The sequence below is a fragment of the Pseudomonas sp. GW823-FHT02E01 genome, assembly GCF_058797535.1.
Genome location: NZ_JBXAJS010000009.1, coordinates 100,443 through 124,460 on the forward strand (window position 1 = coordinate 100,443; position 24,018 = coordinate 124,460).

Annotated in this window: 23 protein-coding genes and 2 pseudogenes; 11 read left to right on the plus strand and 14 right to left on the minus strand. The window is 62.1% G+C overall.

The window, feature by feature from the left end:
- Window positions 1-128: 128 nt before the first annotated feature.
- The 8 genes from AC1RDQ_RS21530 to AC1RDQ_RS21565 form a co-directional block, all read right to left on the minus strand.
- Window positions 129-800 carry a class I SAM-dependent methyltransferase gene (locus AC1RDQ_RS21530; protein ID WP_492588054.1) on the minus strand — a complete coding sequence of 224 codons (672 nt, stop codon included), beginning with the start codon at window positions 798-800 and terminating at the stop codon, window positions 129-131.
- Between the two features lie 111 nt (window positions 801-911).
- Window positions 912-1,130, minus strand: a complete 219-nt coding sequence (locus AC1RDQ_RS21535; RefSeq protein ID WP_492588055.1) for a DUF4287 domain-containing protein — start codon at window positions 1,128-1,130, stop codon at window positions 912-914.
- A 120-nt stretch (window positions 1,131-1,250) separates the two neighbouring features.
- Complete coding sequence (locus AC1RDQ_RS21540; protein WP_150815140.1) at window positions 1,251-1,772, minus strand: cytochrome C; 522 nt, start codon at window positions 1,770-1,772, stop codon at window positions 1,251-1,253.
- A gap of 230 nt (window positions 1,773-2,002) precedes the next feature.
- The gene (locus AC1RDQ_RS21545; protein WP_008050506.1) at window positions 2,003-2,524 is read right to left on the minus strand and encodes a methylamine dehydrogenase light chain; all 522 of its coding nucleotides are present in this window, start codon (window positions 2,522-2,524) and stop codon (window positions 2,003-2,005) included.
- 18 nt (window positions 2,525-2,542) lie between these two features.
- Entirely contained in the window at window positions 2,543-3,169 is a 627-nt protein-coding gene (gene mauD / locus AC1RDQ_RS21550; RefSeq protein WP_090454794.1) for a methylamine dehydrogenase accessory protein MauD, read from the minus strand.
- A 5-nt stretch (window positions 3,170-3,174) separates the two neighbouring features.
- Window positions 3,175-3,714 carry a MauE/DoxX family redox-associated membrane protein gene (locus AC1RDQ_RS21555; protein WP_492588056.1) on the minus strand — a complete coding sequence of 180 codons (540 nt, stop codon included), beginning with the start codon at window positions 3,712-3,714 and terminating at the stop codon, window positions 3,175-3,177.
- 11 nt (window positions 3,715-3,725) lie between these two features.
- Entirely contained in the window at window positions 3,726-4,874 is a 1,149-nt protein-coding gene (locus AC1RDQ_RS21560) for an amine dehydrogenase large subunit (protein ID WP_218498457.1), read from the minus strand.
- Between the two features lie 363 nt (window positions 4,875-5,237).
- A complete protein-coding gene (locus tag AC1RDQ_RS21565) occupies window positions 5,238-6,719 on the minus strand; it encodes a sensor histidine kinase (protein ID WP_492588058.1) in 1,482 nt (493 codons plus the stop codon).
- Window positions 6,720-7,058: 339 nt separating this feature from the next.
- On the opposite strand from AC1RDQ_RS21565, the gene AC1RDQ_RS21570 reads away from it, so the two are divergent.
- From AC1RDQ_RS21570 to feaR, 9 genes are all read left to right on the plus strand, one after another.
- A complete protein-coding gene (locus tag AC1RDQ_RS21570; RefSeq protein ID WP_492588060.1) occupies window positions 7,059-8,222 on the plus strand; it encodes an acyl-CoA dehydrogenase family protein in 1,164 nt (387 codons plus the stop codon).
- Between the two features lie 31 nt (window positions 8,223-8,253).
- A complete protein-coding gene (locus AC1RDQ_RS21575) occupies window positions 8,254-8,625 on the plus strand; it encodes a hypothetical protein (protein WP_057715413.1) in 372 nt (123 codons plus the stop codon).
- Between the two features lie 3 nt (window positions 8,626-8,628).
- Complete coding sequence (locus AC1RDQ_RS21580; protein WP_492588061.1) at window positions 8,629-9,099, plus strand: nuclear transport factor 2 family protein; 471 nt, start codon at window positions 8,629-8,631, stop codon at window positions 9,097-9,099.
- Window positions 9,096-10,220 carry an amidase gene (locus tag AC1RDQ_RS21585; protein WP_492588062.1) on the plus strand — a complete coding sequence of 375 codons (1,125 nt, stop codon included), beginning with the start codon at window positions 9,096-9,098 and terminating at the stop codon, window positions 10,218-10,220. The genes AC1RDQ_RS21580 and AC1RDQ_RS21585 overlap by 4 nt, the downstream gene beginning before the upstream one ends.
- 23 nt (window positions 10,221-10,243) lie before the next feature.
- Window positions 10,244-11,527 (plus strand): aromatic ring-hydroxylating oxygenase subunit alpha, encoded by a 1,284-nt coding sequence (locus AC1RDQ_RS21590; RefSeq protein WP_057715410.1) that lies wholly within the window; start codon window positions 10,244-10,246, stop codon window positions 11,525-11,527.
- The gene (locus AC1RDQ_RS21595; protein WP_154862359.1) at window positions 11,524-12,024 is read left to right on the plus strand and encodes an aromatic-ring-hydroxylating dioxygenase subunit beta; all 501 of its coding nucleotides are present in this window, start codon (window positions 11,524-11,526) and stop codon (window positions 12,022-12,024) included. Before AC1RDQ_RS21590 ends, AC1RDQ_RS21595 begins: the two co-directional genes overlap by 4 nt.
- Before the next feature lie 10 nt (window positions 12,025-12,034).
- The gene (locus AC1RDQ_RS21600; protein WP_492588063.1) at window positions 12,035-12,775 is read left to right on the plus strand and encodes an SDR family NAD(P)-dependent oxidoreductase; all 741 of its coding nucleotides are present in this window, start codon (window positions 12,035-12,037) and stop codon (window positions 12,773-12,775) included.
- A gap of 162 nt (window positions 12,776-12,937) precedes the next feature.
- Window positions 12,938-13,888: a PDR/VanB family oxidoreductase gene (locus AC1RDQ_RS21605; RefSeq protein WP_489340371.1), complete on the plus strand. Its 951-nt coding sequence runs from the start codon at window positions 12,938-12,940 to the stop codon at window positions 13,886-13,888.
- Window positions 13,889-14,040: 152 nt separating this feature from the next.
- Window positions 14,041-14,958: a transcriptional regulator FeaR gene (gene feaR / locus AC1RDQ_RS21610; RefSeq protein ID WP_492588064.1), complete on the plus strand. Its 918-nt coding sequence runs from the start codon at window positions 14,041-14,043 to the stop codon at window positions 14,956-14,958.
- Between the two features lie 282 nt (window positions 14,959-15,240).
- Here the strand turns inward: feaR and AC1RDQ_RS21615 are convergent, their stop codons facing one another.
- Window positions 15,241-15,870: a response regulator transcription factor gene (locus AC1RDQ_RS21615; protein ID WP_053161157.1), complete on the minus strand. Its 630-nt coding sequence runs from the start codon at window positions 15,868-15,870 to the stop codon at window positions 15,241-15,243.
- Between the two features lie 259 nt (window positions 15,871-16,129).
- On the opposite strand from AC1RDQ_RS21615, the gene hpaC reads away from it, so the two are divergent.
- Together hpaC and AC1RDQ_RS21625 are read left to right on the plus strand one after the other, a co-directional pair.
- Window positions 16,130-16,639: a 4-hydroxyphenylacetate 3-monooxygenase, reductase component gene (hpaC, locus tag AC1RDQ_RS21620; protein WP_492588065.1), complete on the plus strand. Its 510-nt coding sequence runs from the start codon at window positions 16,130-16,132 to the stop codon at window positions 16,637-16,639.
- A 473-nt stretch (window positions 16,640-17,112) separates the two neighbouring features.
- On the plus strand, window positions 17,113-17,409 hold the full coding sequence (locus tag AC1RDQ_RS21625; RefSeq protein WP_492588066.1) for a DUF6124 family protein: 297 nt from the start codon (window positions 17,113-17,115) through the stop codon (window positions 17,407-17,409).
- A gap of 193 nt (window positions 17,410-17,602) precedes the next feature.
- Here the strand turns inward: AC1RDQ_RS21625 and AC1RDQ_RS21630 are convergent, their stop codons facing one another.
- From AC1RDQ_RS21630 to AC1RDQ_RS21650, 5 genes and pseudogenes are all read right to left on the minus strand, one after another.
- On the minus strand, window positions 17,603-18,619 hold the full coding sequence (locus AC1RDQ_RS21630) for a phosphotransferase enzyme family protein (RefSeq protein WP_492588067.1): 1,017 nt from the start codon (window positions 18,617-18,619) through the stop codon (window positions 17,603-17,605).
- A 9-nt stretch (window positions 18,620-18,628) separates the two neighbouring features.
- Window positions 18,629-19,909, minus strand: coding sequence for an aspartate aminotransferase family protein (locus AC1RDQ_RS21635; protein ID WP_492588068.1), 1,281 nt, complete (start codon window positions 19,907-19,909; stop codon window positions 18,629-18,631).
- The gene (locus tag AC1RDQ_RS21640; RefSeq protein WP_218498363.1) at window positions 19,902-21,215 is read right to left on the minus strand and encodes an amino acid permease; all 1,314 of its coding nucleotides are present in this window, start codon (window positions 21,213-21,215) and stop codon (window positions 19,902-19,904) included. Before AC1RDQ_RS21640 ends, AC1RDQ_RS21635 begins: the two co-directional genes overlap by 8 nt.
- Window positions 21,216-21,873: 658 nt before the next feature.
- Window positions 21,874-22,911: pseudogene (locus AC1RDQ_RS21645) on the minus strand (methyl-accepting chemotaxis protein); the annotation flags it as partial.
- Between the two features lie 360 nt (window positions 22,912-23,271).
- Window positions 23,272-24,000, minus strand: a pseudogene (locus AC1RDQ_RS21650) (cache domain-containing protein); the annotation flags it as partial.
- Window positions 24,001-24,018 lie beyond the last annotated feature (18 nt).

The window sequence follows — 24,018 nt, forward strand, 5'->3', positions numbered from 1 at the left end:
AGCGAGCTTGCTCGCGATGGCGGAATGTCAGGCGAAATCGATGTTGAATGTGCCGGCCTCTTCGCGGGCAAGCCCACTCCACAGGGATGTTCGGCGGGTGCAAGAACTGTGTGCGATATTAAAGCCACTCAGCGCCGTGGCTCGGCCACCAACAGCAATGACTGCGGCACGGGGCTTTGCGGGTGCTGTGGCTCCTGCAGGCCGGCCAATGCAAAGCCGGCCATGTCCAGTGCATTCAGCCAACTGGACAGGGTGCGGAAATACCATGGCATGGGCTGCCACTGCCCCTTGAAGCCAGAGAAGTTCTCTTCCCGCCAGCCATCCTGGTAGTCGCCCGCCGCAGCCGCCCACGGGTGCAGCGTCTGGATCAGCAGCGCGCCACCCGGGGCGAGCCGGGTGTTCATGGCGGCGAACAGGGGGATGATGTCCTGATGCAGCAGGGCGAAGTTGGCGCAGATCAGGTTGTAGTCGCGGCCGATGTCGACTTTCGCTTCAGCCAGTTGTTCATAGCTCGCCAAATGCACCCGCGCAGTGCCCGCCGTCCGTGCCGCCTCCACCAGCGTCGCATCGCCATCCACACCGACCGCATCGATGGCCCGGTCTGCCAGCGCGCGCAACAACCAGCCTTCACCGCAACCCAGGTCGAGCACACGCTCGGGCTGGCGACCCAGCACCGCCAGCAGGATGGCCTGGTCGGTGACCTTGAGGCGGCTTTCGATGGTGCCACTGCGTATGGCGTCGATCCAGGCCCGGGCATTGTGGTGCCAGCTGTCGAGGAGGATGGATTCGGGGGCTGACATGGTCGATGTCCGGCGTGATGGGTTGGATGAAAGAATAGGGCAACAGAAGACTTACGGTGGAGCCGGTTTTACCCGGCACCACCGATAGCACAGCAAAGGATGGACCCGTCGCTAGGCGCTTTTGGTGGCGGCCAGATGATAGGCAACCAGCGCATTGGCGTGACCATGACCCATTCCGTGTTCGGTTTTGAGCCAGGTCACCATCTCCATGTGTTTCTTGTCGCTGACAGACTTGAGCAGGTCCAGCCAATGGCTGATCGGCTGCCCGTACTTTTTTTCAATGGACGGGAAGTACGAAGCCGGTCCTTTGGTTTTTGTCTCTTCGGTCACGATGCAAACTCCCTTTTCGATTTTCCAGGTTCGAAAACAGCACCGGTTACGTTACTTATTTGCCGTCAACGCGTCCATCGTCCGGGCGGTTGATGTTGAAGCGGGGCGGGGCAAATGTTCTCAGTAATTCATCCCGTCATCGATCGCGAGGCCTTGGGCACGCATGGCCTTGATCAACTCACCACGGGTGCCGGGCAGGTTGAGCATGGTCTTGGCGCGCAATGTCATGACTTCTTCGGCGGTGTAAGGCTGATAATCGGCCGGCATGCTGCTACCCGCCATGCCGTCTTCGCGCAACAGCCAGTTGAGCAAGTCCGCCAGTTGTGCGTTGTTCAGCGCTGACTGCGACATGCCCGGCACTCGCACGAGGAATTCGCGGCCACCGGGCACTTTCAGGAAGTTACCGACGAAACCTTTCATCCGTGGCGTGTCGTTGGCGGCCGAACCCGTGCCGTCGCCCAGGTGGCAACCGGCGCATTGCAGCTGGTAGTTCACGCCGACGCTGTAACCGGCCTGGGCAATCGGGGTTTGAACGTCTTCGTTGCCCGGCGCATGGCTCTGCGCCGGGTCGGGAATGGCCCGGGCGAAAGCGAGCGGGGCGCTCAGGGCGCAGACGAGACCGAGCAATATCAAACTACGCATGTAATCCAACTCCGCTGATGACCGGTTTGGCACCTGTTGTAGGAGCGAGCTTGCTCGCGAAGGACGTCAACGATAACGCGGGCTATCTGGTTTAACGCGTCGCCCTTGAGTTCTTCGCGAGCAAGCTCGCTCCTACAGGTACACACACACACAAAGCAGTAAAAAAAAAGAAAAGCAGCCACAGAAAAAAAAGCGCCGATTGCGCGAGCAACCGGCGCAAAGCGCGTTCTTTAAACGGCGACGCCGCGGATGACCGAAACGGTGCAGTGGTAGATGTGCGATTTGGCGGCCAGGCACCAGTTCACATCGTTGTTGTTGAACGGGCGGTAGGCCGGTTCTTCACTGTCGTTACGGGTACAGGCGCACTGGGCGCAGCTTTGCTTACCGCAGCAGTCGTTGTACGAAATGATGTAGTCCTTGCCGTCGGCCGGGTTGCGGCAGGTGCCGATCCAGGTCACTTGCGAGGCTTCGGTGCCCGGTGGGCAGGAGGTCACCGACCCACCGCAGCAGCTGCACAGAAAGCCGTCGATGGAGCAGTAGCGCCAGTAGTCGCAGCTGTTCGGATCACCCGGGTCGCCGGCCTGCGCAGGCTCCGCGGCCAGGGCCTTGCTGGTGCGATCCAGCGGCAGCAACAGTGGCAGGGCGGCACCGGCCACCATCAGCGAACCCATGCGTGCCAGCAGTTTGCGGCGCGAAGTGGTGTCGGCGACACGGCGGGACGAACGCTCAAACAACAGATCCAGCAGTTTCATAAAGGTCTCCCTGCCTTATCAGTGGCTATGGCCGTGGCTGTGGTCGTGATCGTGGGTGTGCGGTTGGGCATTGAGGTACTGCTGCAGCGTTGCGTGCTTCAAATGCTCGACTTCGAACAGGCTGTCCAGGTGCTCGCGGGAGTTGACCAGACCCTTGGCACGCAGGGTGCCGGCCTTGTCGATCAGCGCGGCGTACGGCAGCTTGCCGATCTGGTAGGTCATGCCCACTTCCGGACCGACCACGTAGGTGGCGTCTTCAAGTTTGTGTTCGCGGATCAGCGCTTGCTGGGCGTCCATGTCGCCATCGCTGACGAACACCACATCGAGGCGGTCCGATTGCTCCTTGGCGATGGATTTGATCGCTGGCAGCAGCGACTTGCAGATCGGGCAGGTCGGCGAGAGGAAGAACAGCAGTTGCGATTTCTCGCCGGCGTAACCGAAGTTCACCGGACGACCGTGACGGTCGCTGGCGGTGACTTGCGGCGCGGGTTCATTGACCGCCACCCCTTTGTCGACCATCAGCGCGCCAGCCGGGGCGAGACGACCGTGCAGCACGCCGATCTGCCGCACCAGGCCCATGACGACAAACGCCACGGCCACCAGCAGCACCCAGAGCAGAACGTTGGAAACAATCAAGCCTTCCATTTCGATTACCTACCAATCAATTTGAGCAGAAGAGGGGAGTTCGCCAGCAGCCCATCGGCGGCGGCGTAGATGAGCAGCGCAACCGCGGCGGCAGCCAGGGTCACGAACCCATCGAACAGGTTGAGGTCGCGGGCAACCGGCGCCACGCTGGCCACCAGCGCCAGCGCTATCAGTGCGCTGTTACGTGCCAGCAGCACCGGACGCAGCGGCTGTGCCTGGTCGGGACCGGCGCAACCGCAGTCGATGTCCGCGCGACCGCGCCACAGGTTGATACCGATGGCGGCGGCGTACAGGGCCAACAGGCTGGCGGCGCTCACCGCGGCGTAACCACGGCTGACCGGTACCAGCAGGGCAAAGGCAATGGCCAGTTCCAACAGCGGCACCCACCGTGCCGTCGGGCGCACCAGCGCCTCGGGCAGCAGTTGATAGTCCGCCAGTTGCCGGGCGAAGCGGGCCGGCGCGCGCAACTTGTGGGTCGCGGCGCTGGCCAGCAACACCGCGATGGCGATGGCGCTGGCAATGATGAAGATCGGATCTGTGTGCATGGCCGAACCTCTTAGTAGCTCAGGACCTGAGTCGCGGTTTTGGCGACTTTCGGCATGCTGCCGGTGAGCTTGTTGGTCTTCAGATCGAAAATCTGCAAACCGCCTTCCACGTCGGTGCCGAGCAACAACGGCTTGTCGTCGCCGGTTGCCTGCATGCTCCACACCGGAACCGGGGCTTCCAGAGTCGCCACCTTCTTGTGGGTCTTGAGGTCAAACGCCCAGATCAGCGGGCTCGGGTCTTCCCACTTCATCGGTTCGTGGGCGTCGTGCATCAGCACGTACAGGCGGTCCAGCTTCGGCGCCACGGCCATCATCTGCCAGCCACCCGGCGCCCAGCCGGCCTTCTTGTCTTCGTCGGAAACCAGCGACCAGGACGGCAGGACCTTCGGCGCATCACCGGCGAAATCCACCGGGCGCACGGTGCCGGTCGTGGTGGTGAAGTAGTAGGTATCGCCGACGTTGACGGCGCGCTCTACCAGTTTTTCCGCGTTCGGATCAAAGAACGGCGTGCGGCTGCGCGCGGTTTCCTGGCCCTGATCGTTGAGGGTCACCACTTGCAGGCTGCCATCGCCGCACAGCGAGGCGAAGCGGCGGTTACCGACCGGGTAGTTGAGCACGCAACCGGGGATGGCGATTTCCGTGGCAACCGCCTTGGTCTGGGTATCGACCACGGTCACCGAAGTCGACGGGGTGAAGTTGTAGACGTAGACGAACTTGTCGTCGCCGCTTGGCTTGAGCGCATAACGCTGGGTCAGCGATTCGGCGCGCTTGTTCGGAATCAGCACTTCCCAGGCCGGCGACAGGGTCGAGCTGTCCCACGCGGTGAGCACGTCGGTGCGGGTGCCGCGGGTACCCCGGGAATACCAGATGTCCGCACTGTAGATGGTTTTTTTGTCGTGACTGAGGGTCGACGGCGCTGCGAAACCGGTCGGCACCATGCCGAGGATGCGCTTCTGGTCCGGGTCGACCACGGTCACACGGCCAGCGACAAAGCTGTCGAACTCGACGTCGATGACAAACGCGCGGTGAGCTTCGGGTGGAAACGCCAGAACGGTCTGGCCAATCGTACCGGCGGGCAGGTCCGCGCGGGCACTGTTCAAACCGAGTACAAGCAGGCTCAGGCCTAGCGCTGACTGTACGGAGATCCTGTTTGTTCGCATAAGGGGAACTTCCTGAATTGTTGGTAACGCGGATCGCGGGTGCTTTGGCAGATTTTTACCCTTTGATTCTGCCGTGCCCCGAGATCGGGAGAATTGCCCTGCCTGCCAAGTGTTTGTGTGTCTGTGCCAGTGTCATGAAACTGGCTGCACAAGCTGATAAGGCGGGGGTTTGACTGGCGTCAGAGGTGGGAAGGGCGAAGCTGCATTTGTGGCGAGGGGGCTTGCCCCCGTTGGGTCGCGAAGCGGCCCCAGCATTTGCCAGTCACACCGTGCCAGCAGGTTTTGCGGCTGCAGTGCAACCGAACGGGGGCAAGCCCCCTCGCCACAGGATTTGTGTATGTCAGACCACAGTAGTGGTGCAGGTCAGGCGGGATTGGCGAGGGGAAGGGAGAAGGTAAACACCGCGCCGCACGGCTCCAGGTTTTGCGCCCAGATATCGCCACGGTGGCGGCCGATGATGTTCTTGCACAGCGCCAGGCCGATGCCATTGCCACTGACCTTGGACGAGAAAAAGCCGTCGAACAGCTTCTCCTGCGCCTGGGCCTGGATGCCGCGGCCGCAGTCTTCGATGCGCACCAGGGCCACATCGTTCTCGCGACTGGCGTGGATACGCAACAGGCGTCGTTCAGTGGGCAGGTCGGCCATTTCTTCAATGGCGTTGAAGGCCAGGTTGAGGATCACCTGGCCGATCAGCACCTTCTCGCAACTCACCCGCAGGGGTTCGGACGCGGCGACGATTTCCACGCGCACCCGGCTCGGATCGGCGCGCAGGCTGATGAAGTAGCGGGTTTCGCGCAGCAGCTCATTAAGGTCGACCAGCTCTTCAGTCTGCTCCAGCTTGACCACGTAATCGCGCACGCTCTTGATGATCACCGAGGCATGCTCGATTTGCCGCACGGCGCTCTGCAAGCCCCAGGCGACGCCTTGATCGGTTTCCCCCGCGTTGCCCAGGCGAATCACTGCGCCCTCAATAAAGTTGCGGGTCGCCGCCAATGGCTGGCTCAGCTCGTGGGCGATGGCCACGGCCATTTCGCCCATGGCGTTGTAGCGCGCCAGGTACTCGAGCTTCTGCTCGCTGACTCGCCGCGCCTCTTCGGCCTGCACCTGCTCGGTCACGTCGCGGAACAGCAGCAGATGGCCGACCAGATCGTCCTCGATCTCGATGTAGCGACAAGTTGCGTCATGCCAGCGCCATTCGCCGTTCCGGCGCTGCACCTTGTAGTGCACGTTGAACGGCGCGTGCTCCGGCGTTTCATGGGCGAACTGTTGCAACAAGCGCTGACGCGAAGCGTCGTCGCACCAGGCCAGGAAGTTCTCGCCCATCAGCTGGTGCACTTCGCTGTCGAGCAGGTGCGCGCCGGAGTCGCTGATAAAACCTATATCGCCCTCGGGGCCGAGCACCGCCACACCTTCGGCCAGGTCCTGCATGAAGGCCTTGAGCCGGCTCTCGAAACGCTTGAGGTCGCGCTTGACCTTGTCCTCTTTGGAAATGTCACGAAACTGCACCATCAACACATCGCGACCGTCCAGGTGCACCAGGGTCGCCACCGCCTCGGAAAGAATCTCCACCCCTTGCTTGGAGCGATAGCACCACTCGATGGTCCGTTGCCCGGTGCGTGCGGCCCTTTCGAGCCAGCGCAAACCTATGGAACGCCGGTATTTCGGCGCATCGCGGGTCATGTCGGAGGCCTTGAGCGGCGTCAGTTCCTCCAGGGTAAAACCCAACGCCGCCAAGGCAGCGGCGTTGGCCCAGAGAATTTCCTTGGTGTGCGCGTCATGAAGAATGATGCACAGCGGCATGGCTTCGATCAGCGCATAAAAGTCGTTCGGTTTTGGCTGGTACATCGCACGGCCCCTGGCGGCAGAGATTTGCAGTATGGCGTTTTATACCTGCTCGCACAGCGGGATGCGCTCAGAGGTTACCGGTGTGGGTCTAGGGGTTTTCTTTAGCGAGGGGGCTGCACGCACCAATAGTGGCGGCCGGATGCGGTTTTTACACTGGACCGCAATGCAAGGGTGACCACGCCGATTCCCTGTAGGAGCGAGCCCGCTCGCGATGAACCTGAGAGCGCCACGGGGTGCCAGGTTTCCAGCGTCATCGTTGACGACCATCGCGAGCAGGCTCGCTCCTACAACGGGGCATGCGTGTAGCCCCACTAACAATAAACAAAACGGAGAATGCCCATGCTGCGTTCAGCGGTTGCGCAACAAGACGCATCGATCGGCGTTGACGAGAATGTCGTCGACAGCCAGGCCTTTGCGCAGGTACTGGATGAAGTGCGCCGGCGCCGCGAAGAATTCGACACTGGCTCCCACGTGCCACGGGACATGATCGAGCGCTTCAAACAAGTGGGCATCTACCGTGCCGCCACGCCGAAATGCTTCGGTGGCGACGCCCTGGCACCGCACCTGTTCCTGCAAATGATCGAACGTATCTCCGAAGCCGACGGCTCGGCGGGCTGGGTGGCCAGCTTCGGCAGCGCCGGTGTCTACCTGGCTGCTTTACCACGGGAAACCCTCGCTGAACTCTACGCCGAAAGCCCTGACCTGGTGTTCGCTGGCGGCCTGTTCCCCTTGCAACCGGCCGAGGCCGTAGAAGGCGGCTATCAGGTCAGCGGCACCTGGAAATTCGCCAGTGGCTGCAAAGGCGCAGACCTGTTGGGCGTTGGCATCGGCGCCGCTGGCGGCAAGCCGCGCACCGCTGTGTTCCGCCCGGAGCAGGTAGACATCGTCGAGAACTGGGAAGTGGTCGGCCTCAAAGGCACCGGCAGCCATGACCTGCGGGTGACCGATAAACGCGTTGACGAGCGCTGGACGTTCATCCGCGGCGGTGCCTCGACCATCGACGAGCCGCTGTTCCGCTATCCATCGATCGCCTACGCCGCGCAAGTGCTGGCGGTGGTCAACCTCGGACTGGCCCGTGCTGCGCTGGACGAAATCAGCCGCATGGCGGGTGGTAGCGGCATCACCGGCGCGCCGAAATTGTCCGACCGCGCTTACGTGCGCATCGAGATCGCCAAGGCTGAAGCCAAGCTCAGCGCCGCGCGCGGTTTCTTCTACAACGCCACCGAGCAGGTGTGGAACTCGATCCTGGCCGGCAACCCGGTCACGCCGGAGCAGACCAGCCTGTTGCGCCTGTCGGCCATTCATGTGTCCCAGGCCGGTGCCGAGGTGGTGCAGAGCGCCTACAGCCTGGCCGGCACCACCGCCATTTACCTGCGCCATCCGCTGCAACGCTATCTGCGCGACTCGATGGTGGTGACCCAGCACGCCTTCCTCAGCGAAGGCCTGTACGACGGCGCCGGCTCGGTGTTCCTCGGCGTTCCGCCGTTCCCGGGCTACATCTGAATCCCCATTACTTTTTCAAGGAATCGCACCCATGTCGCAAACCACCCAAGAGCCATTGCGCGTCGTCTTCTGCATCGGCATCACCCAGAACTTTTTCGACCTGCCCACCGGCGAAGGCCTGAGCGTGTGGAAAGGCTTCAGCCAGATGATGGGTGACCTTGGCGCGATGCCCGGCATCACCGTGCTCGGCGCGATGGATGACGACCGCCTGATGGTCGGCCCGTCCACCACTTCGCCCTGGACCGTGTACATCATGGCCGACGTCGATTGCCACCAGTCGGTGATCGACGCCTGCAACCTGTTCCGCACCACACCGGTCGGCCAATACAGCCTGTGGCGCTACGCCAAGATCGAAGCGCGCATCGGTCGTCCGCTGACCATTCCTGATGCGGCCAAGGTGTAAGCCATGAACGAGGCCTTGCTGCAGCGTCTGGCGACGCTCGAAGGGGAAAGCGCAGTGCGTCGCTTGATGGCGCGCTACATGGACCTGTGCGATGTGCCGCGGGCGGCGATTCATCTCGACCAGTTGGCGCAGTTGTTCACCGAGGATGCGGTCTGGGAAGGCCTCGGCACCCAGACCGCGCAGACCTTCGGTCAACACCGTGGACGTGAGGCGGTGGCGGCGTTTGTCGGCGGTTATCTGCCGCCGTCCGACCACTTCAAGCTGAACCTGCATTACCTCACCAGCGAGTCGATCGTGGTCGACGGCAGCAGTGCGCAGGGGCAGTGGATCATGCAGCAGATTTCCACCTACGCCGATGGTCGCAACGAATTGTTCGGCACTCGCTTGAACATCGATTTTCGCTGTGTCGACGGCGTCTGGCTGATCGCGCATTTCCGCACGCAACGCTTGTTCAATTCGGAGCTGAGCGCATGAGTACTTTCATCAGCGAATTCCTCCTCGGTGGCAACGGCAAGCGCGTCGCCATCAAGGACTCCATCGACATCGCCGGCCATCCGACCCGCTCAGGTAGCCGTGCGTTCGCCGATGCACCGGCGGCGACGCAAAACGCCGAGGTGGTCGATGCGATCCTCGATGCTGGCTGGCAGATCGTCGGCAAGACCAACCTGCATGAACTGGCGTTCGGCGTGACCGGCATCAATGACTGGACCGGCACTCCGATCAATCCGCAAGCGCCGGACCGTGTGCCTGGCGGCTCGTCCAGCGGTTCGGCTTCCGCGGTCGCGGCAGGCCTGGCGGACATCGCCATCGGCACCGACACCGGTGGTTCGGTGCGGGTGCCGGCGGCGTGTTGCGGGATTGCCGGGCTCAAGCCGACTTATGGTCGCGTCAGCCGTGTCGGCGCTCATCCACTGGAATCGAGCCTCGATTGCGTCGGGCCGTTCGCCAAAAGCATGGACGACCTGATCGCCGCGATGCAGGTGATCTGCCCGGGCTTTTCCGCTCAAGGCCTGCCAGGCGACGGCGCCAGGGTCGGCTTTCTCGAGGTGGCCTGTGATTCGCACCTGCAAGCCAGCCTGGGTGCCGCCGCGGACCGCGCCGGATGGCGTCGCAGCAACCTGCACCTGAGCGAATTCGAAGCAGCGTTTGCCGCCGGCCTGACGGTGATCAATTTCGAAAACTGGGCGGCGTTCGGCCACCTGACCGGCAAGGGCCTGATCGGCGCCGATGTGGAAACACGCTTGCTGGCGGCCAGCCGCACCACGCGCGAAGAGCTGGCCGATGCCTGCGCCGTGCGCACGCGGTTCACCCAACAGGTGGATGCAGCGCTGGAAGACTTCGCCGTATTGCTGTTGCCGACACTGCCAACCTTGCCGCCAACCCTCAGCGAAGCCCGCGCCGGCAGCAAAGCCGTTGCCGGCATGACCCCGCTGGTGCGGCCTTTCAACCTCAGTGGTCACCCCGCGCTGACGGTGCCGGTGGAACTCGATTGCGGCGGGCTGAAAGTCGGCCTGCAAATCGTTGGCCGCAAAGGTCAGGACGAACTGGTCTGCGCCTTTGGTGCGCAGCTGCAAGCCTCTACCACTCAATCATAAAAAGAAGCCATGAGGAGAACCGCATGAGCACTCATGAATATCAGCTGATCGCAACGTCGAAAAGCCCCGAAGACCTGGTCCAACATGACCGCGTCGACGTCTCGCTGTACAACGACCCGGCGCTGTTCGAAGCCGAGCTGGACAAGATTTTCTACCGCACCTGGGTGTGGGTTGCCCACGAAAGCGAAGTGCGCAATAGCGGCGACTTCAAGACCGCCACCATCGGCCGCCGCCCGGTGATTGTGGTGCGCGACAAGAAGAACAACATCAACGTGCTGGAAAACCGTTGCCGGCACCGTGGCGCCACTGTGTGCGAGAAGCACAAGGGCAACGCCACCGGTTTCACCTGCCCATACCACAGCTGGTCCTATGGCCTGGATGGCAAGCTGCGTGCGCTGCCGTATCCGGACGGCTACGAAGGCATCCTGGAAAAGTCGGAACTGCCGCTGACCAGCCTGCGCGTCGAAAGCTACGCTGGCATGGTGTTCGCCAGCTACAACGACGAGATCGAGCCGCTGGAAGACTTCCTCGGCGGCGCGAAACACTGGATGGACCTGTTCATGAAGCAGGGCGCCGGCTACCCGATCAAGACCCAGGGCGAACACAAGTTCAGCTTCAAGGGCAACTGGAAGATCCAGCTGGAAAACACTACCGACGGCTATCACTTCCCGATCGTGCACAAGTCGTTCATGTCGTCGGTGGATGAAGAAACTTCGGAAATGCTTTCGTTCATGACCGACGAGCAAGCCGTGACCCACTCCCTGGGCAACGGCCACAGTGTGATGGTGATGGTGCCGGAGCACGTCGACCTCGATCACGACGACGGCACCGAACAGTTGCAGGAGCGCTTCGCCCACGTCACCGAAGAACTGTCGAAAACCCTGCCGGCCGATCAGGTCCGTCGCATCGTGCGCTCGCTGCACGGCGCCGGTTTCAACCTGAACCTGTTCCCCAACGTGGCGATGTCGATGTCGTTCTTCCGCGTGCTGCGCCCGGTGTCGGTCACCGAAACCGAGATCCGCCACGTGGCCCTCGGCATGGACGGCGGCCCGGAAATCGCCAACCGCGAACGCATGCGCATCCACGAACACTTCCAGGGCCCGTTCGGTTTTGGCAGCCCTGACGATGCCGAAGCCTGGGACCGCGTGCAGCGCGGCTCGTACGCCGGCGTCGATGCGCCAATCCTGGTCAACCGCGGCCTGAACCGCGAAATCACCGCTGAAAACGGCGACAAGGTCAGCCACGCCACCGACGAGGGCGGCATGCGCGGTGCCTATGACATGTGGAAAAGGATGATGAGCCAATGAGTAATCACGACACCCTGAACGGTTTTGCAGGTCCCTTGGCCCAGGCCATCGAATTCATCTGGCGCGAAGCCGAATTGCTCGACCACAAGAACTACGCCGAATGGGCAACCTTGTGGAGCGAAAGCGGCAAGTACATCGTGCCGATCGACCCGGACACCGAAGATTTCGAAGCGACCCTCAACTACGCCTACGACGATGCGCGCATGCGTGACCTGCGCATCGAACGCCTGACCGCCGGCTACTCGCCGTCGGCGGTGGACGCAGCGAAAACCATCCGTACGATCTCGCGTTTCCGCCTGGTGGAAGCGGCCGGCGACATCGTCGAAGTCAATTCGGCGCAGTTGCTGTACGCCTACAAGCGCGGCGTGCACACGCCGTTCGTGGCCGACCTGAACCACCGTATCCGCTTCACCGACGGCGTGCCGACCCTGGAGCGAAAAGTGGTGCGCCTGATCAACTCCACCGACAGCCTGAGCGCGCTCGGCTTCCTTTTGTGAGGGCAACATCATGAGTCGAGTAGCCCTCGTAACGGGTGCCTCGCGCGGACTGGGCGAGTGCATCGCCCGCCGTCTGCACGCAGCCGGTTATCGCGTCGGCCTGGCGGATGTGCGCCTCGATGGCGTGCAGCAACTGGCTTTGGAACTCGATGGCAGCGGCGCCAGCGCCGTGGCCATCGAGCTGGATGTGCGCAGCAAGGCCGACTTTCAACGTGCCCGCGATGTGCTCGCCGAGCGCTGGGGCGGCACCGACATTCTGGTGAACAACGCCGGTGTGTCGAAAGTCGCGGCGCTGATGGACATCACACCAGAAGAGTTCGATGAGTCGATGGCGATCAACCTGCGGGGCACCTTTGTCGCCTGCCAGGTGTTCGGCGCGCACTTCGCCGAGCGCGGCTTCGGTCGCATCGTCAACATTGCGTCCCTGGCCGGGCAGAACGGCGGCACCGCCACCGGCGCGCATTACGCGTCGGCCAAGGGTGGCGTGGCGACCCTGACCAAAGTCTTCGCCCGTGAACTGGCGCCCCAGGGCGTGACGGTCAACAGCATCTCGCCAGGTCCGCTGGACTTGCCGGTGGTACGCGAAACCGTGGCTCCGGAGCGTCTGGAACAGATCCTGAAGATGATCCCGGCCGGCACCCTCGGTGACCCAACGTTCATCGCCGACAGCGTGTTGCTGCTGATCGCCGAGAACGCCGCCTCGGTAACGGGTGCGTGCTGGGACATCAATGGCGGTTTGTTCATGCGCTGAGCAGCAGAAAAATGCCCCCACCCTGTAGGAGCGAGCTCGCTCGCGATGGTCGCCAACGATAACGCGGGAAACCTGACACCCCGTGTTGTTCTCAGGTTCATCGCGAGCAGGCTCGCTCCTACAAGGGGCAGTAAACCAAAACAACAGTATTCAGGTGATGCAATGATGAAGGTGAAGATCGAAAGGATCGTCGACGAAGCGCTGGATATCCGTTCCTTTCGCCTCGTGCGCAGTGACGGCCAGCCGCTCGACACCTATGAACCGGGTGCCCACGTCGACCTGACCGGGCCGACCGGGGTGACCCGCCAGTACTCGCTGTGCAGCCCGCCGCAGGATCGCCGTGCGTATCTGGTGGCGGTGAAGAAAGAAGCGCAGTCGCGCGGTGGTTCGCTGGCGCTGCACGAGCAAGTGGAAGAGGGCATGGAGCTGGAAATGGGCGCGCCGCGCAACCTGTTCCGTCTCGATGACAGTGCCCGCGAACACGTGCTGTTCGCCGCCGGTATCGGCGTGACGCCGCTGTTGAGCATGGCTTATCGACTGGCGGAAAGCGGCCAACCGTATCGTTTGCATTACTTCGCCCGTTCGGCGCAGTACGCGGCGTTTACAGAGCTGTTGGCGACAAAATTCGCCGACCACGTGGAGTTTCATTACGGCGTGGAGCCGGCGGATCTGGACAGCGCGTTGAGCGAATGCCTGGCGCGTGCCGGCAGCGCCGCCCACGTCTACACCTGCGGCCCGGCACCTTTCATGAACAAAGTGGTGGAAGTAGCGTCCCGCAGTCGCTCTGACGATTCGATTCACCTTGAACACTTTGCCGCAGACCCGGCCGCCAACAGCGCCCCGGCCGGCACGTTCGAAGTGGAGCTGGCCAGTTCCGGCGTGGTGCTGCAAGTGCCGGCAAACGCCAGCCTGGTCGACGTACTTCAGGCCCACGGTTGCGACATCGACACCGAGTGCCGCGAAGGCATCTGCGGCACCTGCATCGTCGAGGTACTGGACGGCGTGCCGGAGCACCGCGACAACTGCCTGTCGAACAAGGAAAAGGCGTCCAACAAGCAGATTTGCGCGTGTGTATCACGGGCGCTTTCCGCTCGTCTGGTATTGGACATTTAACCCGTAGGTCGACTGGAAAGCTTGGGCCGGAGCCTGTTGAATGGGCGCCCGGCGGCCGTCGAAGGAGGAGATGGCTACAGAAACAACCGTTTTGACGAACCGCTCGATGAAGCGGTCGAAAAATAACAACAAAAACGTGAGGCTTTGCGGACATGATTACAGCATCGACGGTGCGCAACGAGGCGTTCGAAAGTTGGTTGAGCCAGGTGAACCAGGCCTGTGGGCGTTTCGATGCCCGGGCGCTGGACATGGATTTCTACGGCGAACTGGCGGAATTTCGCAGCGGTGCGATCAACCTGAGTGTGGTCGACATGGCGCATGTGCATTTGTACCGCACCAGCAAGGACGTCAGCACCAGCTGCGACGGCCACTACTACGCGGTGTTTCAGATGCGCGGCAGCTCGCAACTGGAGCAGGGCGACAACCGCGCGCAACTGGGCTGTGGCGACATCGCCTTGATCGACGCCAGCCGCCCGAGCGACATGATCTACAACGACGATTGCCGACAGCTGTCGCTGATTCTTCCGCGCCAGGTGGTCGAGCGGGGATCGCACTTCAATACCGTCAACTGCGCCACGCGCATCGCGGCCGGCAGCCCCCTGGCGGCGATGGCCAACAAGCTGGTGCTGGACACCCGCCAGCAGGAAGGGCTGGACATGCAGGAAAGCGAGGCTGTGCTCGATGCCCTGGCCAGCCTGTTGCTGCCGGGCATCAGCGCCCGGGACGGCGGTGCTGACGCCCATGAGCGGCAATTTCGCAAGATCATCGCCTTCATCGACGCCCACCTCAGCGACGAAGAACTGTGCCCCGAGCTGATCGCCCGTGAAGTGGGGATTTCCGTGCGCGGCCTGTACCGGATGTTCTCCAAGCGCGGCCTGGTGGTGGCGCAATACATCAAGCACCGCCGCCTGGACTTCTGCGCCGAAAACCTGCGCCGCGCCGATGTCGAACAGAAGCTATCGGCACTGTGTTATGCCTGGGGCTTCTCGGATTCGAGCTACTTCTCGTCGGCCTTCAAATCACGTTTTGGCGTGTCGCCGGGTGCTTATCGCAAGCGCTATAGCTGCTGAATTCGATGTTGAATGGGCTGGCCCCATCGCGAGCAAGCTCGCTCCCACAGTGGATCTGCGGTGAACACGAAGTTTGTGTACGACCGGGATCAACCTGTGGGAGCGAGCTTGCTCGCGAAAGCGGTATGTCAGTCGCCAGCGAAGTTGGATGTGCCGGCCCCATCGCGAGCAAGCTCGCTCCCACAGTGGATCTTCAGTGAACACGAAGTTTGTGTACGACAGAGATCAACCTGTGGGAGCGAGCTTGCTCGCGATGGCGGCCTCATGACCGCTGCAAATCACTCAGTGCCGCACCGGCTCATCCACCGGTAAATGCAGCACCTCGCGCACCAGCATGGCGATGCTGGACACCCCCATCTTTTCCTTGATCTTGGTGCGGTGCACATCAACGGTCTTCACGCTGATGTTGAGCTCCCGGGCAATCACCTTGCTGGCCTTGCCATCGATCACCAGCATCAACACTTCCCGCTCACGGCTGGTCAGCAGTGCCAGTTTGCCTTGCAGGTTCTGACGCTGCTGCTGATCGGCCTGGGCGTGTACGGCGGTCTTCAGCGCGGCCTGGATGCGGTCGATCATCTGCTGCGGGTTGTAGGGCTTCTCGACGAAATCCAGCGCGCCGTTCTTCATCGCCGTGACCGACATCGGAATATCGCCATGGGCCGAGACGAAAATGGTCGGCAGGGTGCTGCCGCGCTGGTTGAGGATTTCCTGCAACTGGAAACCGCTGGTCTCCGGCATGCGCACGTCGAGCACCAGGCAGGCGGGCTGCTTGGGGTCGTACTGGCTGAGGAACTCTTCGGCGCCGGCAAAGCACTGCGCCTGCACGCTCACCGACTCCAGCAACCAGGCCAGTGAGGTTCGCAGGTCCTTGTCGTCGTCAACGATATAAACAATCGGTTTACGGATTTCCATCGGGGCTGCCACGAAAGTTTTCTAATTATTGTTTTCGCACGCGAACGCGCGGCACGCATCGGCTCATCGTTCTGGAGCCTGTATGCAGAATACCCACTGTGGCCGGCCCTTGCGATAAAGAAACCACCTAGTCGACTAGCGGAAACCCAACCCTGCCATGGGGATCGTCAGAATGGTTGCGGCGCGCCCGCAGCCTTAGTCTTGTTCCATCACCTACGGGCCGCCAGATAGCGGTCCTCCTGAAGGAAGGGGCATCGACATGGCCGACCTGAGCCAGCAGCAAATCGACTTTCGCAACGCCATGGCGCAGCTGCCTGCCGCGGTGAACATCATCACCACCAACGGCCCTGGCGGTCGTTGCGGCATCACCGCCAGCGCCGTGTGCTCGGTGACCGACTCGCCACCCACCGTGCTGGTGTGCGTCAACCGCAACAGCGCCACCCACGACGTGTTCCGCACCAACGGCCATCTGTGTGTCAACGTGCTGTGTGGCGAGCAGGAAGAACTGGCCCGTCATTTCGCCGGCATGACCCAGGTGCCGATGGCCGAGCGTTTTGCCTGGGATCTGTGGGACGACGGCGCCGCCGATGTGCCGGTGCTGCGCGATGCCCTGGTGCAGCTCGAAGGGCGGATCAGCGAGTGCAAGGAAGTGGGGTCGCATTCGGTGATGTTCGTGGAACTGACGAAGGTGGGCGTGCGCGAGCCGCGCGACAGCCTGGTGTATTTCAACCGGTTGTTTCATCGGCTTGAGCATGCCAGTGCAGCTTGAGCAAGACCGCGTTATCGTTCATCGCGAGCAAGCTCGCTCCCACAGGAATCTGTAGTGAACACAAAGTTTGTGTACGACTGAGATCAACTGTGGGAGCGAGCTTGCTCGCAATGGCGGTGCCAGTTTGGAATGCATGTTTAACGGCTGTAGGAGTAACTTCCTGCAAGCCACAACGCCTTGCGTCATTGCCTACAGCTAAGCCAGAATCCGCCGGCTTGTGCGCCCTGGAGGCCATCGGTAACTTGGTCCGCGTCACTGATTCCCAGTGATCGGGTTTAGCAGCCCGTGGTATTTGAAGGTCGTACGAGTGTCCGTCAGGCAGGTGTTCCATACCTGCATTTGATGGTGGCTGTGCGTAGGGCGTCCTTGGGCGCGCCGGCTTTCTTCTTTTCCCCGGTCTGCTAACCTGCGTACAGCCGCCACCCCTCGTTTAGCAGCGACGGCGTGGCTGCATCACAACGGAAAAGAACATCATGTTCAAGGTTACGCCTGATCCACCAGACAACGATTCCTGCCCCAACCCGGCCGCTCACATCATGGCCACCTCGCACAAACCCTCCACACTGTTCACCATCAACCCCGACATCAACACCGAAACCCTGCTAGCCCACGCCTGCGAATCGCTGGCCTCGGCGAGTGTCATGGCCAATGACCTGGCGGGTTTTCTGCAAGGCACGCACCGCAACACCCTGCTGGGCATCGCGCAAGTCATCATGCTGGGGGAGTTGGCGGTGAATCGGGCGCTGGATCAGGTCGATCGGCCCGGTTAACCACTAAACACTGTGGGAGCGAGCTTGCTCGCGATAGCGGAGTATCTGTCAGCAATGATGCTGGATGTGATGACCCCATCGCGAGCAAGCTCGCTCCCACAGTGGATCGTCGTCGAACACAAGTTCTGAGTTCACTGAAATCCAGTGTGGGAGCGACGGTGCGGCGATCCGACCTGCTCGCGATTTCGATGTATCAGGCCTGCAAATAATCCCGAGCCAACAAGCAAGCCCGCTCAATCAGCATCGGCGCCATTTCAATCGCTGTCGGTGTGCCCTGGCGGGTGTGAATCCAGCCCAGGTACGTGGTGCCACGCAGCATCAGGAACAACGCCAGTGTCTTGCGATCCGCCTCGGTCAGCGGCTTGACCGCGTTGTAGCCGTCGAGCAGCGCCGTCTTGATCTGATCAAAGCGCGGGTCATCCAGGCAGAAGTACAAGGCAGTGGCCAACTCGAACATGTGCCAGCCGAACCCCGCATCGTCGAAGTCGATCAGGCGCAGTTGCGGGCCCTCGATCAGCAGGTTCTCTGGCACCAGATCCGCGTGAATCATGCCGAAGTTGCCCAGGTGCCGACCGTACTGGCGCAAGTCCTTGCGCGCCGTACGCCGGGCCTGTTGCAGCAGATCCCGTTGCTCGTCGCTGAGCTGCTCCAGCTCCCAGAAACGCCCCCAGAACGGATTGGCGCCGATCAGGCCTTCTTCATCCCAGGCATGCCGGACAAACTCGTCCGGTTGTTGCCAATCCGCCGAATGCAGGTGGATGCGCGCGGCAATCGCCCCCGCCTCATTGAACAGGAAATCGATCTCCGTATCGGACTGCACACCCGCCTCGGAAGTACCGGCGGTGGCACCGGGCAGCCAGGCGAGCATGTCGATGTGACGTGCCTCGCCGATGGCTTGGTGGGTGACTTCGATCAGATGGCTTTCATTCTGTGCGCGGATAATCTGCGGCACGGTAATACCTGCGCTGGCCAGGGCTTCCATCCATTGCAGCTCGGAACGCAGTGCGGCCTCGCAGTGATAACCATTGCGATGGATGCGCAGGGCGACGCGCTGACCGTCGTGGCGGCGGGCCGAGAACACTGCGTTCTCGCGAAACTTCACCAGTTCAATGTCGGCGAATTCGCCTTCCCACTGTTGCAGGGCATGGCGCGCCAGTTCGTGCAGACGGGTGACTTGCTGGTCATGGGGCAGGGTGTGGAATTCAGTCATGGCAGGGCCTCAAATCGCGCTCAGGGCGCTGTCCAGTGTGTCGACGAACAAGTCAGCGTGGTCGCGGCTGAATACCAGCGGCGGGCGCAGCTTGAGAATGTTGTCGCCAGCGCCGATCTTGCTGATCAGCACGCCGTTCTCGCGCATGTCGTTGACCACCTTGCGCGCCTCCAGTCCAGCCGGTTCCTTGCTGGCGTGGTCACGTACCAGCTCCATGGCGAAGAACAGACCCTTGCCGCGCACGTCGCCGATGATCGAGTGCTTGCCGGCCAACACCTGCAGGCGTTGTTGCACATAGGCACCGACGTTTTGTGCGTTTTTCAGCAGTTGCTGTTCTTCGATCACATCCAGCACCGCCATGCCAACCGCTGCCGCGACCGGCGAGCCGCCGAAGGTGTTGAAGTACATGGCGTGGCGACCGAAGGATTCGACCAGCACCTTGTGGGTGATCAACCCGGCCAGTGGATAGCCGTTACCCATCGGTTTACCAAGGGTGACGATATCCGGCACCACGCCGTGGGCCTGATGGCCCCACAGGTGATCGCCGGTGCGGCCGAAACCGGACTGCACTTCATCGGCAATGAACAATCCGCCTGCTGCACGGATCAGCGCCGCCGCCTTGTTGACGAAGCTGGCCGGTACCCGTGGCAGCCCTTCGTTGGCGAACAGGGTGTCGATCAGCAGCGCGGCGGGGCGAATGCCCTGGGCTTGCATCGAGGCAATCGCCGCCGCGATGTTGGCCGCATATTCCTCGGCCAGTTGCGCTTCGGTGGTGCCGGCCGGTGCGTGGTACAGGCACGGAATCGGCACGGCCCGGGCATGGGCGGCGAAGGGTTCCGGCGAGGGCAGGGCAGTGGTGACTTCGGCCAACGATGCCGAGTTGCCGTGGTAGTTGTAGTCGCTGACGATGATGCCGGTGCCGCCACTGGCGAACCGCGCCAGGCGCAGCGCCAGTTCATTGGCCTCGCTGCCGGTGCAGGTGAACATGGCGGTGTCCAGCGGCGCGGCGAAGGTCGCGGTCAGGCGCTCGGCGTAGCGCACCACGTGTTCATCCAGGTAGCGGGTGTGGATGTTCAGCGTGGTGGCTTGACGCTGCATGGCCTCGGTCACATGGGGGTTACAGTGACCGACGCAGGGCACGTTGTTGTAGACGTCGAGGTAGCGGCGACCGTCAACGTCGAACAGCCAGACGCCTTCGCCACGCACCAGGTGCAAGGGCTTGTCGTAGAACAGCGGCGAGGCGCTGCCGAGCACGCGATGGCGGCGTTTCAGCAGAGTGTCTTCAGGCATGGTCTGGAACCTCGATGACGGTGGCGCGACGGTTGCGCAACAGGTAATTGAAAATGCACAGGGTGAAGGTCACCGCCAGGGCGATCAGCATCAGCATGTCGAGCTGGAAGCAGGCGGCGATCACCACCAGCGTCAGGGCCAGGCCGAGCCAGGCAACCAGTTTGCCGCCGACCAGGGTGAACGGCCGTGGCAGGTCCGGTTGGTTGCGTTTGATGTGCAGGTACGCGCCGAAAATGAACAGGTAGCAAACGTTGAGCAGCAACACGACGGCGAGCATCACCGTGGCCGGGTCGACCTCGGACAGCGGCAGGCCGATGGCACCGATCAGCAGCAGCGCCGGGTATGGCGTGCCGCGCTTGCCGGTCTTGCCCAGCCATTGCGGGAACAAGCCGTCGCGGGCCATGGCGAACAGTTGCCGGGACGCGGCGTACACCAGTGAAAAGAAGGTCGCGATCAGGCCGAACACCGCGCCGCAGCCAATCACCCTGGCCAGCCATGAACCTTCACCGAAGGCGCTGTTGCTGGACATCGCGGCATACAGCGGATCACCTGCCGAACCGACGAGCTCGACACCACCGGCACCCGGTGCGCATACCAGCACCACCAGCGCGGTCACCAGCAACGTGCCAATGGCCGCCAGAATGCCGCGGGGCATGGTGCGACCGGGGTTGTGCGCCTCCTCGGCGGCCGAGCCGGTTTGCTCAACGGTGATGAACAGCCAGATGGCGAATGGCACGCAGGCGAAGATACCGCCAAGGCTGACCGGTGTTGCGACGCTGGCGGGCAACTTCAGCAAATTGGCCAACTCGACATGGGGCGCCATGGCCACGCCAAATGTGAGCAGGGCAACGACGGCAATCACGCCGGCAATGAACGTCAGGCCCATGGCCTCACCGACACCGCGCATGTGGATGCCGATGATCACGGCGAACAGGGCGATCTTCACCGGCCAGCCACCGAGGCCGAAAATTGATTCGGTATAGGCGCAGATAAAGGTCGCGGCTGCACCGGTGCCGATGGTCAAAGCCAGGGCACAGGCCACGCCAACGAGGTAACCCACGAACGGCCCGAACGCACTTTGCGCATAGACGAATACACCGCCAGCACTGGGCAGTGCGGTGGACATTTCCGCCACGCACAACGCCAGGCCGCCGCAGAGCAGGGCCATCAACAACGTAGCGATCAGCATGTTCAGCCAGCCACCGGCCGCCAGCCCGAAGTTCCAGCCGGAAAACTGCCCGGCCACCACCAACGCAATTCCGAGGCCGGCAATCTTTGGCCAGCCCAGCGCACTTTTCTTGAGCACAGAAATCTCCCGCGACCCGAGGGTCGATTTATTGTTGTTAGTGAGAAATGGAGGGGTTCAGCGTTGCATTGCAGGGCGCCCAGGAGTGGGTTGTGCCCTGAGGTCGGGTTCGATACTACGCCCGGGGGGCGCGGCGACATGTTTGCGCGCATGCCATGTGGTTGGTTGTGGGTGCCAGATTTGTGCGGGCTTGCCTTGATCTCTGTGGGAGCGAGCTTGCTCGCGATGGTGGAGTGTCAGTCAACGATGGTGCTGGATGTGGTGGCCTCATCGCGAGCAAGCTCGCTCCCACAGGGGATCTGGGCTGTACACGGATTTTGTGCACGGCAGAAATTCAAATGTAGGAGCGAGCTTGCTCGCGATGGCGGAGTGTCAGTCAACGATGATGCTGGATGTGGTGGCCTCATCGCGAGCAAGCTCGCTCCCACAGGGATCTCGGGTGACCACAAAGTTTGTGTATGGCAAAAATCCAGTGTGGGAGCGAGCTTGCTCGCGATGGCGGAGTGTCAGTCAACGATGGTGTTGGATGTGATGGCCTCATCGCGAGCAAGCTCGCTCCCACAAGGGATCTGCGGTGTACACGGATTTTGTGCACGGCAGAAATCCAAATGTGGGAGCGAGCTTGCTCGCGATGGCGGCATATCAGGCAACCAAAATCTCAGATCCGAAAACTCCCCACCAACTGATTCAACCGCCCAGCCTGTTGCTCCAGCTCGGTACAAGCCCTCAATGTCGATTGCAAATTCTCCACGCCTTGCCGGTTCAGGGTGTTGATCTGGGTGATATCGACATTCAGGGCCTCGACCACCGCGGTTTGTTCTTCGGTGGCGGCGGCGACGGACTGGTTGACGTTGTCGATCTCGCCGATGCGCTGGGTCACGCTGCCCAGGCGGGAGCCGGCGAGGTTGGCGATGGTGACGCTTTCTTCGCTGTGGCGCTGGCTCACGGTCATAGTGGTGACCGATTCCCGCGCGCCCACTTGCAGCTCTTCGATCATCTGCTGGATCTCCAGCGCCGAGGCCTGGGTGCGTCCGGCCAGGCTGCGCACTTCGTCCGCCACCACCGCAAACCCACGACCCGCTTCACCCGCCCGCGCGGCTTCAATCGCTGCGTTGAGCGCCAGCAGGTTGGTTTGTTGGGAGATGCCCTTGATCACTTCGAGGATCTGCCCGATGTTCACGGTCTTGTCGTTGAGCACTTCGATGTTGGCGCAGGAGGCACTGATCTTGCCGGACAGTTCGTTCATCACCTCGATCGTGCGCTGCACCACCTGGCGCCCATCCTCGGCTTGCTGCCGTGCGGACGAAGCCTGTTGCGAGGCATCGGAGGCGTTATGGGCGATTTCCTGTGCGGCGGCGCCGAGCTGGTTGATTGCCGCCGCCACGCTGTTGGTGCGGGTGGATTGATCGTCGAAATTGCTCATCGACGAGTTTGAAGCATCCAGTACCCGCCGAGCGCCTTCGTTCACCCCCAACGCCGCCGATGACACCTCGCGGATCGAATGATGGATGCGCTCGACAAAGCGGTTGAAGGCGGTCGCCAGTTGGCCGATTTCATCTCGCGATTGCACTTGCAGGCGACGGGTCAGGTCGCCGTCGCCCAGGGAAATATCCTCCATGACCCGGGTCAGCACTTGCAGCGGCCGGGTGATGCGTTGCGCGGTGTACCAGATCAACAACAGGCCGAGCAGGGCCGAGCCGCCACCGAGCAGCAGTTCAAGCGCAGTGCTTTGCACGCCCTGGGCATCGAGTTCGTTCTGCAACGTAGTGACCGGTGCCAGCAACACGTTCTGCGGCACACCGACCAACACGCCCCATGGCGCAGCTCCGGCAATCGGTGCCAGCGGTTCAAGCACCTTGATTTGCCGGGCATCGACAAACACTTTGGGCTGGCCCTGACGCAGGCTGTCCATCACTTCGGCATTGTCCATCGGCTGACCGAGGCGACCGACGTCCTGGCTGTTGGCAGAAATCACCCCTCGGGGGCTGACGATGCTGATCTCGCCGTTGCCATCGAACAGTTCACGGGCGCTGGTTTCGCTGTTCTGCTGCAGGGCGGCGAGGTTGATGTCCAGTCCCACCACGGCGATGACCTTGCCGTTTTCCAGCAACGGGAAGGCAACGCTGGTCACCAGTTTGCGGCTTCCGGAGGCTTCATCGAAGTAGGGTTCCAGCACACAGGCCTGGCGGGTGTCGCGGGCGCAGGTATAGAAGGCGTTGTACGGCGCGCCGCTCGGCCCCGGCTCGGTGTTGGCGAGCAGGCTTTCGTCGCCGATCACCGCTTGCAGTTCGCCGGGTTTGCTCTGCACCCAATAGAGCGCAAAGCGCCCGGTTTCATTACTGCCAAGTTCCGCCTGGTTGGCGAAACCGGCGTCGGTGCCATCGAGTGCACCGGGTTCGAAAATGACATAAAGCCCGAGCAGGTCGGGCTTGTCGATCAAGGCTTGGTGAAGCTGGGTGCTGAGTTCCTGGCGCAGTTGCGGGCGAGTCAGGCTGCCCTGATGTTGCAACTGTCGCAGGTACAACAAGTAGCGCGATAACCCCTGGCCATATTCGTGGGTCTGCATGAAGGTGCGTTGCACTTGCATCGCCTGTACTTTGCCCAGGGCCTGCATGTGTTCCCTGGCCGCATTGGCGAGCATGTCGCCGCTGGCTTCGGCCACTTGCCGGCTGCTCTTGTGGGTCTGATAGAGCGACAAACCCATCAACAAGCCGACGACCAACAGCAGGCAGAGACCGGCGAGCAGGGCGATCTTGCTCTGGATCGTCAGGAATGTTCTGTGCATTGGAAATACCTTTTTCCA